11 protein-coding genes, 4 tRNA genes and 2 rRNA genes (1 of these 17 cut by a window edge) are annotated in these 13,897 nt (G+C 55.8%); all 17 read left to right on the forward strand.

Translation table 11 applies throughout. The annotated features are described in order from the left end of the window. Positions 1-1,812 (forward strand): 23S ribosomal RNA (locus ACVI9W_RS14890) (it extends 1,078 nt beyond the left edge of the window). Between the two features lie 137 nt (positions 1,813-1,949). Next, positions 1,950-2,065, forward strand: a 5S ribosomal RNA gene (gene rrf / locus ACVI9W_RS14895). Positions 2,066-2,227: 162 nt separating this feature from the next. Next, positions 2,228-3,187, forward strand: coding sequence for a bifunctional biotin--[acetyl-CoA-carboxylase] ligase/biotin operon repressor BirA (gene birA, locus ACVI9W_RS14900; protein WP_461530400.1), 960 nt, complete (start codon positions 2,228-2,230; stop codon positions 3,185-3,187). After that, positions 3,177-3,923 (forward strand): pantothenate kinase, encoded by a 747-nt coding sequence (locus tag ACVI9W_RS14905; RefSeq protein ID WP_461530401.1) that lies wholly within the window; start codon positions 3,177-3,179, stop codon positions 3,921-3,923. The genes birA and ACVI9W_RS14905 overlap by 11 nt, the downstream gene beginning before the upstream one ends. Before the next feature lie 7 nt (positions 3,924-3,930). Next, on the forward strand, positions 3,931-4,359 hold the full coding sequence (locus ACVI9W_RS14910) for a hypothetical protein (protein WP_461530402.1): 429 nt from the start codon (positions 3,931-3,933) through the stop codon (positions 4,357-4,359). A gap of 143 nt (positions 4,360-4,502) precedes the next feature. Beyond that, positions 4,503-4,587, forward strand: a tRNA-Tyr gene (locus ACVI9W_RS14915). Between the two features lie 23 nt (positions 4,588-4,610). Continuing rightward, positions 4,611-4,684: transfer RNA gene (locus ACVI9W_RS14920), tRNA-Gly, on the forward strand. Positions 4,685-4,711: 27 nt separating this feature from the next. Beyond that, positions 4,712-4,787 (forward strand) — tRNA-Thr (locus ACVI9W_RS14925). An 85-nt stretch (positions 4,788-4,872) separates the two neighbouring features. Beyond that, the gene (tuf, locus tag ACVI9W_RS14930) at positions 4,873-6,066 is read left to right on the forward strand and encodes an elongation factor Tu (protein WP_010220303.1); all 1,194 of its coding nucleotides are present in this window, start codon (positions 4,873-4,875) and stop codon (positions 6,064-6,066) included. Positions 6,067-6,119: 53 nt separating this feature from the next. Further along, positions 6,120-6,195: transfer RNA gene (locus ACVI9W_RS14935), tRNA-Trp, on the forward strand. 45 nt (positions 6,196-6,240) lie between these two features. Next, on the forward strand, positions 6,241-6,609 hold the full coding sequence (gene secE / locus ACVI9W_RS14940; protein ID WP_038606143.1) for a preprotein translocase subunit SecE: 369 nt from the start codon (positions 6,241-6,243) through the stop codon (positions 6,607-6,609). Between the two features lie 9 nt (positions 6,610-6,618). Continuing rightward, entirely contained in the window at positions 6,619-7,152 is a 534-nt protein-coding gene (gene nusG / locus ACVI9W_RS14945; RefSeq protein ID WP_010220294.1) for a transcription termination/antitermination protein NusG, read from the forward strand. A 119-nt stretch (positions 7,153-7,271) separates the two neighbouring features. Next, positions 7,272-7,703, forward strand: coding sequence for a 50S ribosomal protein L11 (gene rplK, locus ACVI9W_RS14950; protein ID WP_010220295.1), 432 nt, complete (start codon positions 7,272-7,274; stop codon positions 7,701-7,703). Continuing rightward, a complete protein-coding gene (rplA, locus tag ACVI9W_RS14955; protein ID WP_461530403.1) occupies positions 7,703-8,398 on the forward strand; it encodes a 50S ribosomal protein L1 in 696 nt (231 codons plus the stop codon). The genes rplK and rplA overlap by 1 nt, the downstream gene beginning before the upstream one ends. Positions 8,399-8,598: 200 nt before the next feature. Continuing rightward, the gene (gene rplJ / locus ACVI9W_RS14960) at positions 8,599-9,099 is read left to right on the forward strand and encodes a 50S ribosomal protein L10 (RefSeq protein WP_045190247.1); all 501 of its coding nucleotides are present in this window, start codon (positions 8,599-8,601) and stop codon (positions 9,097-9,099) included. A gap of 78 nt (positions 9,100-9,177) precedes the next feature. Further along, on the forward strand, positions 9,178-9,543 hold the full coding sequence (gene rplL, locus ACVI9W_RS14965; protein WP_043861936.1) for a 50S ribosomal protein L7/L12: 366 nt from the start codon (positions 9,178-9,180) through the stop codon (positions 9,541-9,543). A gap of 219 nt (positions 9,544-9,762) precedes the next feature. Next, positions 9,763-13,836: a DNA-directed RNA polymerase subunit beta gene (gene rpoB / locus ACVI9W_RS14970; RefSeq protein ID WP_461530404.1), complete on the forward strand. Its 4,074-nt coding sequence runs from the start codon at positions 9,763-9,765 to the stop codon at positions 13,834-13,836. Positions 13,837-13,897: the final 61 nt, after the last annotated feature.

Raw genomic sequence — 13,897 nt, forward strand, 5'->3', positions numbered from 1 at the left:
AAGCGTAATAGCTCACTAGTCGAGTCGGCCTGCGCGGAAGATGTAACGGGGCTCAAACCATGCACCGAAGCTACGGGTGTCACTTAGGTGACGCGGTAGAGGAGCGTTCTGTAAGCCTGTGAAGGTGAGTTGAGAAGCTTGCTGGAGGTATCAGAAGTGCGAATGCTGACATGAGTAACGACAATGGGAGTGAAAAACTCCCACGCCGAAAGACCAAGGTTTCCTGCGCAACGTTAATCGACGCAGGGTTAGTCGGTCCCTAAGGCGAGGCTGAAAAGCGTAGTCGATGGAAAACAGGTTAATATTCCTGTACTTCTAGTTATTGCGATGGAGGGACGGAGAAGGCTAGGCCAGCTTGGCGTTGGTTGTCCAAGTTTAAGGTGGTAGGCTGAGATCTTAGGTAAATCCGGGATCTTAAGGCCGAGAGCTGATGACGAGTTGCCTTTAGGCGACGAAGTGGTTGATGCCATGCTTCCAAGAAAAGCTTCTAAGCTTCAGATAACTAGGAACCGTACCCCAAACCGACACAGGTGGTTGGGTAGAGAATACCAAGGCGCTTGAGAGAACTCGGGTGAAGGAACTAGGCAAAATGGCACCGTAACTTCGGGAGAAGGTGCGCCGGTGAGGGTGAAGGACTTGCTCCGTAAGCTCATGCCGGTCGAAGATACCAGGCCGCTGCGACTGTTTATTAAAAACACAGCACTCTGCAAACACGAAAGTGGACGTATAGGGTGTGACGCCTGCCCGGTGCCGGAAGGTTAATTGATGGGGTTAGCTAACGCGAAGCTCTTGATCGAAGCCCCGGTAAACGGCGGCCGTAACTATAACGGTCCTAAGGTAGCGAAATTCCTTGTCGGGTAAGTTCCGACCTGCACGAATGGCGTAACGATGGCGGCGCTGTCTCCACCCGAGACTCAGTGAAATTGAAATCGCTGTGAAGATGCAGTGTATCCGCGGCTAGACGGAAAGACCCCGTGAACCTTTACTATAGCTTTGCACTGGACTTTGAATTTGCTTGTGTAGGATAGGTGGGAGGCTTTGAAGCGTGGACGCCAGTTCGCGTGGAGCCATCCTTGAAATACCACCCTGGCAACTTTGAGGTTCTAACTCAGGTCCGTTATCCGGATCGAGGACAGTGTATGGTGGGTAGTTTGACTGGGGCGGTCTCCTCCTAAAGAGTAACGGAGGAGTACGAAGGTGCGCTCAGACCGGTCGGAAATCGGTCGTAGAGTATAAAGGCAAAAGCGCGCTTGACTGCGAGACAGACACGTCGAGCAGGTACGAAAGTAGGTCTTAGTGATCCGGTGGTTCTGTATGGAAGGGCCATCGCTCAACGGATAAAAGGTACTCCGGGGATAACAGGCTGATACCGCCCAAGAGTTCATATCGACGGCGGTGTTTGGCACCTCGATGTCGGCTCATCACATCCTGGGGCTGAAGCCGGTCCCAAGGGTATGGCTGTTCGCCATTTAAAGTGGTACGCGAGCTGGGTTTAGAACGTCGTGAGACAGTTCGGTCCCTATCTGCCGTGGACGTTTGAGATTTGAGAGGGGCTGCTCCTAGTACGAGAGGACCGGAGTGGACGAACCTCTGGTGTTCCGGTTGTCACGCCAGTGGCATTGCCGGGTAGCTATGTTCGGGAGAGATAACCGCTGAAAGCATCTAAGCGGGAAACTTGCCTCAAGATGAGATCTCACTGGAGCCTTGAGCTCCCTGAAGGGCCGTCGAAGACTACGACGTTGATAGGTTGGGTGTGTAAGCGCTGTGAGGCGTTGAGCTAACCAATACTAATTGCCCGTGAGGCTTGACCATATAACACCCAAGCAATTTGCGTCGAAAGGCCAGATTGCGGTGTTGTGAAGACGAAACGAACCGAAAGTTTGCGACTCACAATCATCACATACCCAATTCGCTGGAGTGTCTAACAAGACCTTCTGGCAACAGAATTTCTTGACGACCATAGAGCATTGGAACCACCTGATCCCATCCCGAACTCAGCAGTGAAACGATGCATCGCCGATGGTAGTGTGGGGTTTCCCCATGTGAGAGTAGGTCATCGTCAAGATTAAATTCCGAAACCCCTATCTGCGTATGCAGGTAGGGGTTTTGTCTTTTCCGGCCCACTCCCGTGCTAGATGCCTCTTCAGGCGCCTGAAACCCATCAGTTTTCTATGCAATCCCTACCTGCATAGCTATCATGCCAGCCTCATTACGAGTCGAGATTGGCATGCTGAAGTTGTTGAAGCTCCTCAAGGATGGCCGGTTCCATTCCGGGCAGGACCTGGGGGTCGCCCTTGGCGTAAGTCGTAGTGCTGTCTGGAAACAGTTACAGCACCTCGAGGCCGAGTTGAATCTGCCCATTCATAAAGTGCGTGGCCGCGGCTATCAGTTGGCCGCACCGCTGTTCCTGCTAGAGGAATCGGCTATTGCTGAGCGCTCGCAGGGTGAGTACTGGCCTGCGCTGATATTCGACTCTATTGATTCCACCAATGCCCAGGCTTTACGCGCTATCACCGAAGGTCAGGCTGCCCCCTTTCTGGTGCTGGCCGAGCGTCAGACAGCAGGACGCGGGCGGCGTGGGCGTCAGTGGGTCAGTCCCTTTGCCGAGAACCTCTATTACAGCCTGGTGCTGCGTATTGAAGGCGGCATGCGTCAGCTTGAGGGTTTGAGCCTGGTGGTGGGGCTTGCGGTCATGCGTACGCTGCAGTCTTTCGGTGTGGCTGATGCAGGCTTGAAGTGGCCGAACGACGTTCTGGTCAATAATCAAAAGATTGCCGGTATCCTGCTGGAGTTGGTTGGCGATCCCGCTGATGTCTGCCACGTGGTATTGGGTATTGGCATCAATGTGAACATGCAGGCTACGACTGAGGTCGATCAGCAATGGACCTCTGTGCGTCGCGAGACGGGCGCGGCCATCGATCGCAATCTGTTGGTCGCCAGGCTCAACCACAATCTGCAGCTCGACCTTGAGCGGCATCGGCAGGCCGGTTTCGCCGCATTCCAGCATGAGTGGGAGCAGGCGCACCTTTGGCAGGGGAGGGCGGTGTCCTTGATTGCCGGAGTCAACAAGATCGACGGTGTGGTATTGGGTATCGACGGCCAGGGCGCATTGCGCCTTGAGGTCGATGGCGTAGAGAAGAGCTTCAGTGGTGGTGAGCTCAGTTTGAGGCTGCGTGATGATTCTTGAGCTCGATTGCGGTAATAGCTTTATCAAATGGCGCGTAATCCGTAGCGCCGATGCATCTATCGTTGCTGGTGGTGTGGTCGACTCCGATCAGGCATTGCTGGCAGCAGTCGCGGCGTTGCCCCTGCCACCTCAGCGTGGCCGTCTGGTCAGCGTGCGCAGTGAAGAAGAAACTACAGCGCTATCGGCGTTATTGGCCCAACGCTTCGGGTTTGACGTACTGGTGGCGCAGCCCGCTCAGGAAGTGGGAGGTGTGCGCAATGGTTATGAAGACTTCGAGCGTTTAGGTCTGGACCGCTGGCTTGCAGTGCTGGGGGCTTATCGGTTGGCCAAGGGCGCGTGCCTGGTCATGGATTTTGGTACTGCGGCCAAGGCGGACTTCGTTGCTGCGGATGGCGAGCACCTGGGCGGCTTCATCTGTCCTGGCATGCCGTTGATGCGCAGCCAGTTGCGCACCCATACCCGTCGTATCCGTTATGACGATGCGTCGGCCGAGCGCGCTTTGTCGAGTATGGCGCCCGGGCGCTCAACAGTAGAGGCGGTTGAGCGCGGCTGTGTGCACATGCTCCAAGGTTTCGTTCGTTCCCAGCTCGATCATGCACAAGCCTTGTGGGGTGAAAATTTCACCGTATTGCTGACCGGAGGGGATGCGCCCCTGGTGCAAGAGGCTGCGCCGAATGCGCGAGTGGTGCCGGACCTGGTATTTGTAGGCCTGGCCATGGCCTGTCCTCTGGATTGAGGTGACTATGCGTTGGTTGTTTCTGTTGCTGGTGGTGCTTAATGGCGTCTATTACGTCTGGCATCAGCAGGAAGCGCCCTTGAAGGTCAAGGAGGTCGCACCGCTATCGCTGTACAAGGGTAATCAGCAGGATATTCGTCTGTTGAGCGAGTCTCATCCGGGTAAGCAAGCTACCGAGCGTGGTCAGGAATGCCTTTATGTCGGTGGCCTGAACACTCAGGAACAGCTCGATGCCTTGCGCCAACGCCTGCTTAGCTTGGATGTGGCTGCGATTCCGGTGGTTGGTCGCCTCGGAGATGCGACCGGCCTGTGGCTGCAGATAGCGCCCCAGAGCCAGCGTTTGCTGGACCAAACCCTGCTCGGAACACTTTCCCATGATTTCAACGACTTAAAACATAAAATAATGTTGTGCAGGGGTATTGCAACTGGCGAATAGCTTGATAGAATGGCGCCCGCTTCACAGGGATGACCACTAAGTGGCAACACTGAGAAGCAGCTGTCAAATTAGCTAACCTCAAGATTTTAATGAGAAAAAGCTTGACAGCAGGACGGCAAGAGTTGAAAATGCCGCCCAGCTCAGGAGGGGTTCCCGAGCGGCCAAAGGGATCAGACTGTAAATCTGACGTCTACGACTTCGAAGGTTCGAATCCTTCCCCCTCCACCATTTTAGCGAGAGCTGCAAGCTCCGCGGGTATAGTTTAGTGGTAGAACCTCAGCCTTCCAAGCTGATGATGCGGGTTCGATTCCCGCTACCCGCTCCAAGTTTTGCGGTTGTTGCATAGTGTTACGCTCTTGTAGCTCAGTTGGTAGAGCACACCCTTGGTAAGGGTGAGGTCAGCGGTTCAAATCCGCTCAAGAGCTCCATATAACAAGGCAGATATGAAAATATCTGCCTTTGTTTTAATGGTCGTATTAACTTGCTTATTTCTTCTTGCTGAGGATTGTCTCGATGGCTAAGGAAAAGTTCGATCGTAGTCTGCCGCACGTGAACGTCGGCACCATTGGTCACGTTGACCATGGCAAGACCACGCTGACCGCAGCGCTGACTCGCGTTTGCTCCGAAGTTTTCGGTTCGGCCGTCGTCGAATTCGACAAGATCGACAGCGCTCCAGAAGAGAAAGCTCGCGGTATTACCATTAACACTGCTCATGTCGAGTACAACTCGAACATTCGTCACTACGCTCACGTTGACTGCCCAGGTCACGCTGACTACGTGAAGAACATGATCACCGGTGCTGCCCAGATGGACGGCGCGATCCTGGTTTGCTCGGCCGCCGATGGTCCGATGCCGCAAACCCGTGAGCACATCCTGCTGTCCCGTCAGGTTGGCGTTCCGTACATCGTGGTCTTCCTGAACAAGGCTGACCTGGTAGACGACGCTGAGCTGCTGGAACTGGTCGAGATGGAGGTTCGCGACCTGCTGTCCACCTATGACTTCCCAGGCGACGACACCCCGATCATCATCGGTTCGGCTCGTATGGCGCTGGAAGGCAAAGACGACAACGAAATGGGCACCACCGCTGTCAAGAAGCTGGTTGAGACTCTGGATAGCTACATCCCAGAGCCTGAGCGTGCTATCGACAAGCCGTTCCTGATGCCAATCGAAGACGTATTCTCGATCTCGGGTCGTGGTACCGTTGTTACCGGTCGTATCGAGCGTGGTATCGTCCGCGTTCAAGATGCCCTGGAAATCGTTGGTCTGCGTGACACCACCACCACCACCTGCACCGGTGTTGAGATGTTCCGCAAGCTGCTGGACGAAGGTCGTGCTGGCGAGAACTGCGGCGTTCTGCTGCGTGGCACCAAGCGTGACGACGTTGAGCGTGGTCAGGTTCTGGTCAAGCCAGGTTCGGTTAAGCCGCACACCAAGTTCACCGCAGAAGTTTACGTTCTGAGCAAAGAGGAGGGCGGCCGTCATACTCCGTTCTTCAAAGGCTACCGTCCACAGTTCTACTTCCGTACTACTGACGTGACCGGTAACTGCGAGCTGCCAGAAGGTGTTGAAATGGTAATGCCAGGTGACAACATCCAGATGACTGTCACTCTGATCAAAACCATCGCAATGGAAGATGGTCTGCGTTTCGCTATCCGTGAAGGCGGTCGTACCGTCGGCGCTGGCGTCGTAGCAAAGATTATCGAATAAGTAGTTGATTTCTCTCGATCAGGTCGGCATAATGGCCGGCCTGATAAGCTTTTAGGTCAGTAGCTCAATTGGCAGAGCGACGGTCTCCAAAACCGTAGGTTGGGGGTTCGATTCCCTCCTGACCTGCCAGATTCACCTCGTGTGTCTGGCTTTCTTTTCACAGGATCTTCCTAGATGACTCCCAAGGCTGAAGCCCAAGACTCTCGTTTTGATCTGCTCAAGTGGCTGGCTGTTGTCGCTTTGGTGGTCGTTGGTGTTGTAGGTAATCTTTATTACTCCGCTTCGCCGATTCTGTATCGCGTACTCGCACTGCTCGTTCTGGCTGCTGTTGCTGGCTTTATCGCCCTGCAGACCGCCAAGGGCAAGTCGTTCTTTACGCTTGTGAAGGAAGCTCGCACCGAGATTCGTAAAGTCGTATGGCCAACCCGTCAAGAGACCATGCAAACCACGCTCATCGTAGTGGCGGTTGTTCTGGTTATGGCGTTGCTGCTGTGGGGTCTCGACTCCCTGCTCGGTTGGTTGATTTCCTTGATTGTTGGCTAAGGGTGTCCCGTGGCTAAGCGTTGGTATGTTGTGCATGCTTACTCGGGTTACGAGAAGCATGTAATGCGCTCGCTGATCGAGCGCGTAAAGCTGGCTGGCATGGAAGACGGCTTCGGCGAAATTCTGGTCCCCACTGAAGAAGTGGTTGAGATGCGCAATGGCCAGAAGCGCAAGAGCGAACGTAAGTTCTTCCCTGGTTATGTCCTGGTGCAAATGGACATGAACGAAGGTACCTGGCACTTGGTCAAGGATACCCCTCGTGTCATGGGCTTCATCGGTGGTACTGCAGACAAGCCTGCACCAATCACTGATAAAGAGGCTGAAGCCATTTTGCGTCGCGTTGCCGATGGCAGCGATAAGCCCAAGCCGAAAACGCTGTTCGAGCCGGGTGAAGTGGTTCGCGTTATCGATGGTCCGTTTGCTGATTTCAACGGTACCGTTGAAGAAGTTAACTACGAGAAGAGCCGGATCCAAGTGGCCGTGCTTATTTTCGGTCGCTCTACCCCGGTAGAGCTCGAGTTCAGCCAGGTCGAAAAGGTCTAGCCGAACAAAGCATCCCATACCCCGCAGCCCTATGTGCTGCGGGGTTTTGTCGTCACTGGGATAAAACGCAAGTAATCCGGGGAGCCATCTGGCGTTCGTACCCGATATTGGAGTAGCTCATGGCTAAGAAGATTCAGGCTTACATCAAGCTGCAAGTAAAGGCCGGCCAGGCCAACCCAAGCCCACCCGTTGGTCCTGCACTGGGTCAACACGGTGTGAACATCATGGAATTCTGCAAGGCCTTCAACGCCCGTACTCAGGGTCAAGAAGCCGGCCTGCCGACTCCTGTGATCATCACTGTTTACAGTGACCGCAGCTTCACCTTCGAAACCAAAAGCACCCCTGCTTCGGTTCTGCTGAAGAAAGCAGCTGGCCTGACCAGCGGTTCTGCACGTCCGAACACCGTTAAAGTCGGTACTGTGACCCGTGCTCAGCTGGAAGAGATCGCAAAAACCAAAAATGCTGATCTGACCGCTGCTGACATGGATGCGGCCGTGCGTACCATCGCCGGTTCCGCTCGCAGCATGGGCCTCAACGTGGAGGGTGTGTAATGGCTAAGCTGACCAAGCGCCAAAAGGCCATTGCTTCGAAAATCGAAGCTGGCAAAACCTACAACTTCGAAGAAGCAGCAGTGCTGCTGGCCGAACTGTCCACCGTGAAGTTCAGCGAATCCTTCGACGTTGCTGTCAACCTCGGCGTTGACCCACGTAAATCCGACCAGGTCGTTCGTAGCGCTACCGTGCTGCCACACGGCACTGGCAAGACTGTACGTGTTGCCGTCTTCACCCAGGGTCCAGCTGCTGAGGCCGCTCTGGCTGCCGGCGCTGACCGTGTAGGTATGGACGATCTGGCTGCCGAAATGAAAGGCGGCGACCTGAACTATGACGTCGTTATCGCTTCCCCGGACGCAATGCGTGTTGTAGGTCAGTTGGGTCAGGTTCTGGGTCCTCGCGGCCTGATGCCTAACCCGAAAGTCGGTACCGTAACTCCAGACGTAGCCACCGCGGTTAAAAACGCCAAGGCTGGTCAGGTTCGTTATCGCACCGACAAAAACGGCATCATCCACACCTCCGTTGGCAAAGTCGGCTTTGAAGCTGGCAAGCTGAAGGAAAACGTTGAAGCCCTGATCGCTGATCTGAAGCGTATCAAGCCAGCTTCTTCGAAAGGTATCTACGTTAAGCGCGTTACCCTGAGCACCACTATGGGCCCAGGTCTGGTCATCGACCAAGGCTCGCTGAACGCGTAAGACAAAAGCCGGCGCGAGTAATCGCGTCCGCTTGAAAAAATTGGGGTCCCTGCCTGGCGGGGGCTATCCAAGACCGTAGGCGACGCAAGTCTTAAACCAAAAGCCTACGCAGATGGTGCCCCTGGTTCCTTAACGAATCAGACACCAAAACGACATCCGGCTTCGGCCAGATGAAACGGTAACAAGCAGGAGTTTTACCCGTGGCAATTAAACTCGAAGACAAGAAGGCCATCGTCGCTGAAGTCAACGAGGCTGCCAAAGTCGCTCTGTCTGCTGTCGTGGCTGATGCCCGTGGCGTGACTGTAGGCGCAATGACCGGACTCCGTAAAGAGGCTCGTGAAGCTGGCGTTTACGTACGTGTTGTACGTAACACCCTGCTCAAGCGCGCTGTTGCTGACACTGAATTCAGTGTCCTCAACGACGCCTTCACCGGCCCTACCCTGATCGCGTTCTCCAACGAGCACCCGGGCGCTGCTGCCCGTCTGTTCGCAGAATTCGCCAAGGGTCAGAGCAAGTTCGAGATCAAGGCAGCTGCGTTCGACGGCAAGTTCCTTGCCGCAAACCAGATCGACGTGTTGGCTTCCCTGCCGACCCGCGACGAGGCCATTGCGAAGCTGATGAGCGTGATCCAAGGCGCTACCAGCAAGCTGGCTCGTACTTTGGCAGCCGTTCGCGACCAGAAAGAAGCTGCTGCAGCCTAAGGCGCAGAAAGCACTTTCGAAATCATACGTTTAATTTGATGGCTGCGTAGGCTGTCACCCCAATACAGGATTTAAGTCATGTCTCTGACTAACGAGCAAATCATCGAAGCAATCGGCCAGAAAACCGTTCTGGAAGTTGTTGAGCTGATCAAAGCAATGGAAGAAACCTTCGGCGTTACCGCTGCTGTTGCCGCTGCTGGCCCAGCTGCTGCCGCTGCCGTTGTTGAAGAGCAAACCGAGTTCAACGTTGTTCTGGTTGCCGCTGGCGACAAGAAAGTAAACGTGATCAAGGCTGTTCGTGAACTGACCGGCCTGGGCCTGAAAGAAGCCAAGGAAAAGGTTGATACCGCTCCTCAGGTTGTTGCTGAAGGCGTTTCGAAAGAAGCCGCTGACAAAGCTAAAGCTGACCTGGAAGCAGCAGGCGCTACCGTCGAACTGAAGTAATTTCGACTGTGCGTCTCCAGCCCGAGCGATAAGCGAAAGGCTGATGGCTGGTGGCTCTTGCCACCGGCCTTTTTCCGTTATTGGCAGCTGACCAGGTCGGCGCCGATAACGAGCTGTAACCACCAACGATGGTGGCGCAAACCATGGGGTTTGCACGATTTTCTGGCTGCTCCCGTCGGGAGAAGCCAAACAAGCAGGTGACCAAGCTGGGGAACGCTGATGGCTTACTCATACACTGAGAAAAAACGTATCCGCAAGGACTTTAGCAAGTTGCCGGACGTCATGGATGTGCCTTACCTCCTGGCCATCCAGCTGGATTCGTATCGTGAATTCTTGCAAGCGGGAGCGACCAAAGATCAGTTCCGCGACGTGGGCCTGCATGCGGCCTTCAAATCGGTTTTCCCGATCATCAGCTACTCCGGCAATGCTGCCCTGGAGTACGTTGGCTATCGTCTGGGCGAACCGGCTTTTGATGTCAAAGAATGCGTACTGCGCGGCGTGACCTACGCGGTACCGCTGCGGGTAAAAGTCCGCCTGATCATTTTCGACAAAGAATCGTCGAACAAAGCGATCAAGGACATCAAAGAGCAAGAAGTCTACATGGGTGAAATCCCCCTGATGACTGAAAACGGTACCTTCGTAATCAACGGTACCGAGCGTGTTATCGTTTCCCAGCTGCACCGTTCGCCGGGCGTGTTCTTCGATCACGACCGCGGCAAAACGCACAGCTCTGGCAAACTGCTGTACTCGGCGCGGATCATTCCTTACCGCGGTTCGTGGCTGGACTTCGAATTCGATCCGAAAGACTGTGTATTCGTCCGTATCGACCGTCGTCGCAAGCTGCCTGCCTCGGTACTGCTGCGCGCGCTGGGCTACAGCACTGAAGAAGTGCTCAACGCTTTCTACACCACCAACGTATTCCACGTGTCGGGCGAGAGCCTGAGCCTGGAGCTGGTGCCTCAGCGTCTGCGCGGTGAGATTGCGGTCATGGATATCCATGACGAAGCCGGCAAGGTGATTGTCGAGCAAGGTCGTCGTATTACCGCTCGTCATATCAACCAGCTGGAAAAAGCCGGCGTCAAGCAGCTCGACGTTCCTATGGAATACGTCCTGGGCCGCACCACCGCCAAGGCCATCGTGCACCCGGCTACCGGCGAAATCCTGGCCGAGTGCAACACCGAGCTGAACACCGAGCTGCTGATCAAGATCGCCAAGGCTCAGGTTGTCCGCATCGAGACGCTGTACACCAACGACATCGATTGCGGTCCGTTCATCTCCGATACCCTGAAGATCGACTCCACCAGCAATCAGCTGGAAGCGCTGGTCGAAATCTACCGGATGATGCGTCCTGGCGAGCCGCCAACCAAGGATGCCGCTGAGACCCTGTTCAACAACCTGTTCTTCAGCGCCGAGCGTTACGACCTGTCGGCCGTTGGTCGCATGAAGTTCAACCGTCGTATCGGTCGCACCGAGATCGAAGGTTCGGGCGTGCTGAGCAAGGAAGACATCGTCGAGGTCCTCAAGACCCTGGTCGATATCCGTAACGGCAAAGGCATCGTCGACGACATCGACCACCTCGGTAACCGTCGCGTTCGTTGCGTCGGCGAGATGGCCGAGAACCAGTTCCGCGTTGGCCTGGTACGTGTTGAGCGTGCGGTCAAAGAGCGTCTGTCGATGGCAGAAAGCGAAGGCCTGATGCCTCAGGACCTGATCAACGCCAAGCCGGTTGCGGCAGCGGTGAAAGAGTTCTTCGGCTCCAGCCAGCTCTCGCAGTTCATGGACCAGAACAACCCGCTCTCCGAGATCACCCACAAGCGTCGTGTCTCCGCACTCGGCCCTGGTGGTCTGACCCGTGAGCGTGCAGGCTTCGAAGTCCGTGACGTACACCCGACCCACTACGGCCGTGTGTGCCCGATCGAGACCCCTGAAGGTCCGAACATCGGTCTGATCAACTCCCTGGCGGCTTATGCCCGCACCAACCAGTACGGCTTCCTGGAAAGCCCGTACCGTGTGGTTAAAGAGGGTGTTGTCACCGACGACATCGTGTTCCTGTCGGCGATCGAAGAAGCTGATCACGTCATCGCCCAGGCTTCGGCCGCGATGAACGAGAAGAAGCAACTGATCGACGAGCTGGTAGCCGTTCGCCACCTGAACGAATTCACCGTCAAGGCGCCGGAAGACGTCACCCTGATGGACGTTTCGCCGAAGCAGGTAGTTTCGGTTGCAGCGTCGCTGATTCCGTTCCTCGAGCACGACGACGCCAACCGTGCGTTGATGGGTTCGAACATGCAGCGTCAGGCTGTACCAACCCTGCGTGCCGACAAGCCGCTGGTCGGTACCGGCATGGAGCGTAACGTTGCCCGTGACTCCGGCGTTTGCGTCGTGGCTCGCCGTGGCGGCGTGATCGATTCCGTCGATGCCAGCCGTATCGTTGTTCGCGTTGCCGATGACGAAGTTGAAACCGGTGAAGCCGGTGTCGACATCTACAACCTGACCAAGTACACCCGTTCGAACCAGAACACCTGCATCAACCAGCGTCCGCTGGTGAGCAAAGGTGATGTGGTTCAGCGTAGCGACATCATGGCCGACGGCCCGTCCACCGATATGGGTGAACTGGCACTGGGTCAGAACATGCGTATCGCGTTCATGGCGTGGAACGGCTTCAACTTCGAAGACTCCATCTGCCTGTCCGAGCGTGTGGTTCAGGAAGACCGCTTCACCACGATCCACATCCAGGAATTGACCTGTGTGGCCCGTGACACCAAGCTTGGCCCAGAAGAGATCACCGCGGACATTCCGAACGTCGGTGAAGCTGCGCTGAACAAGCTGGACGAAGCCGGTATCGTTTACGTTGGTGCTGAAGTCGGCGCTGGTGACATTCTGGTCGGCAAGGTCACGCCAAAAGGCGAAACCCAGCTGACGCCAGAAGAGAAGCTGCTGCGCGCGATCTTCGGTGAGAAGGCCAGCGACGTTAAAGACACTTCCCTGCGCGTGCCTACCGGCACCAAAGGTACTGTCATCGACGTACAGGTCTTCACCCGTGACGGCGTTGAGCGTGACAGCCGTGCGCTGTCCATCGAGAAGATGCAGCTCGACGAGATCCGCAAGGACCTGAACGAAGAGTTCCGTATCGTTGAAGGCGCAACCTTCGAGCGTCTGCGTTCTGCCCTGAACGGCCAGGTCGTCGATGGTGGTGCAGGCCTGAAGAAAGGCACTGTGATCACCAACGAAGTGCTGGACGGTCTGGAGCACGGCCAGTGGTTCAAACTGCGTATGGCCGAAGACGCGCTGAACGAGCAACTCGAGAAGGCTCAGGCCTACATCGTTGATCGTCGCCGTCTGCTGGACGACAAGTTCGAAGACAAGAAGCGCAAGCTGCAGCAGGGCGATGACCTGGCACCGGGCGTACTGAAGATCGTCAAGGTCTACCTGGCAATCCGTCGCCGCATCCAGCCGGGCGACAAGATGGCCGGTCGTCACGGTAACAAGGGTGTGGTCTCGGTGATCATGCCGGTCGAAGACATGCCGCACGACGCCAACGGTACTCCGGTTGACGTGGTACTCAACCCACTGGGTGTACCATCGCGTATGAACGTTGGTCAGATCCTCGAAACCCACCTCGGCCTGGCGGCCAAAGGTCTGGGCGAGAAGATCAACCGCATGCTCGAAGAGCAGCGCAAGGTCATTGAACTGCGCAAGTTCCTCACCGAGATCTACAACGAGATCGGTGGTCGTCAGGAAAGCCTGGAAGACTTCTCCGACCAGGAAATCCTGGATCTGGCGAAGAACCTCAAAGGCGGTGTGCCAATGGCCACTCCAGTCTTCGACGGCGCCAAGGAAAGCGAGATCAAGGCCATGCTGAAACTGGCAGACATGCCAGAAAGCGGTCAGATGCAGCTGTTCGACGGCCGTACCGGTAACAAGTTCGAGCGTCCAGTGACCGTTGGTTACATGTACATGCTCAAGCTGAACCACTTGGTGGACGACAAGATGCACGCGCGTTCCACTGGTTCTTACAGCCTGGTTACCCAGCAGCCGCTGGGTGGTAAGGCGCAGTTCGGTGGTCAGCGTTTCGGGGAGATGGAAGTGTGGGCGCTGGAAGCATACGGCGCGGCATACACCCTGCAAGAAATGCTCACAGTGAAGTCGGACGACGTGAACGGTCGGACCAAGATGTACAAAAACATCGTGGACGGCGATCACCGTATGGAGCCGGGCATGCCCGAGTCCTTCAACGTGTTGATCAAAGAGATCCGTTCGCTCGGTATCGATATCGATCTGGAAACCGAATAACACGTGACGCGAATCGGGAGCGTGGCTGAAAAGCCCGCTCCCTGCTCCGCCAGGAGGAAAG

Source organism: Pseudomonas sp. 210_17 TE3656 (assembly GCF_054821965.1).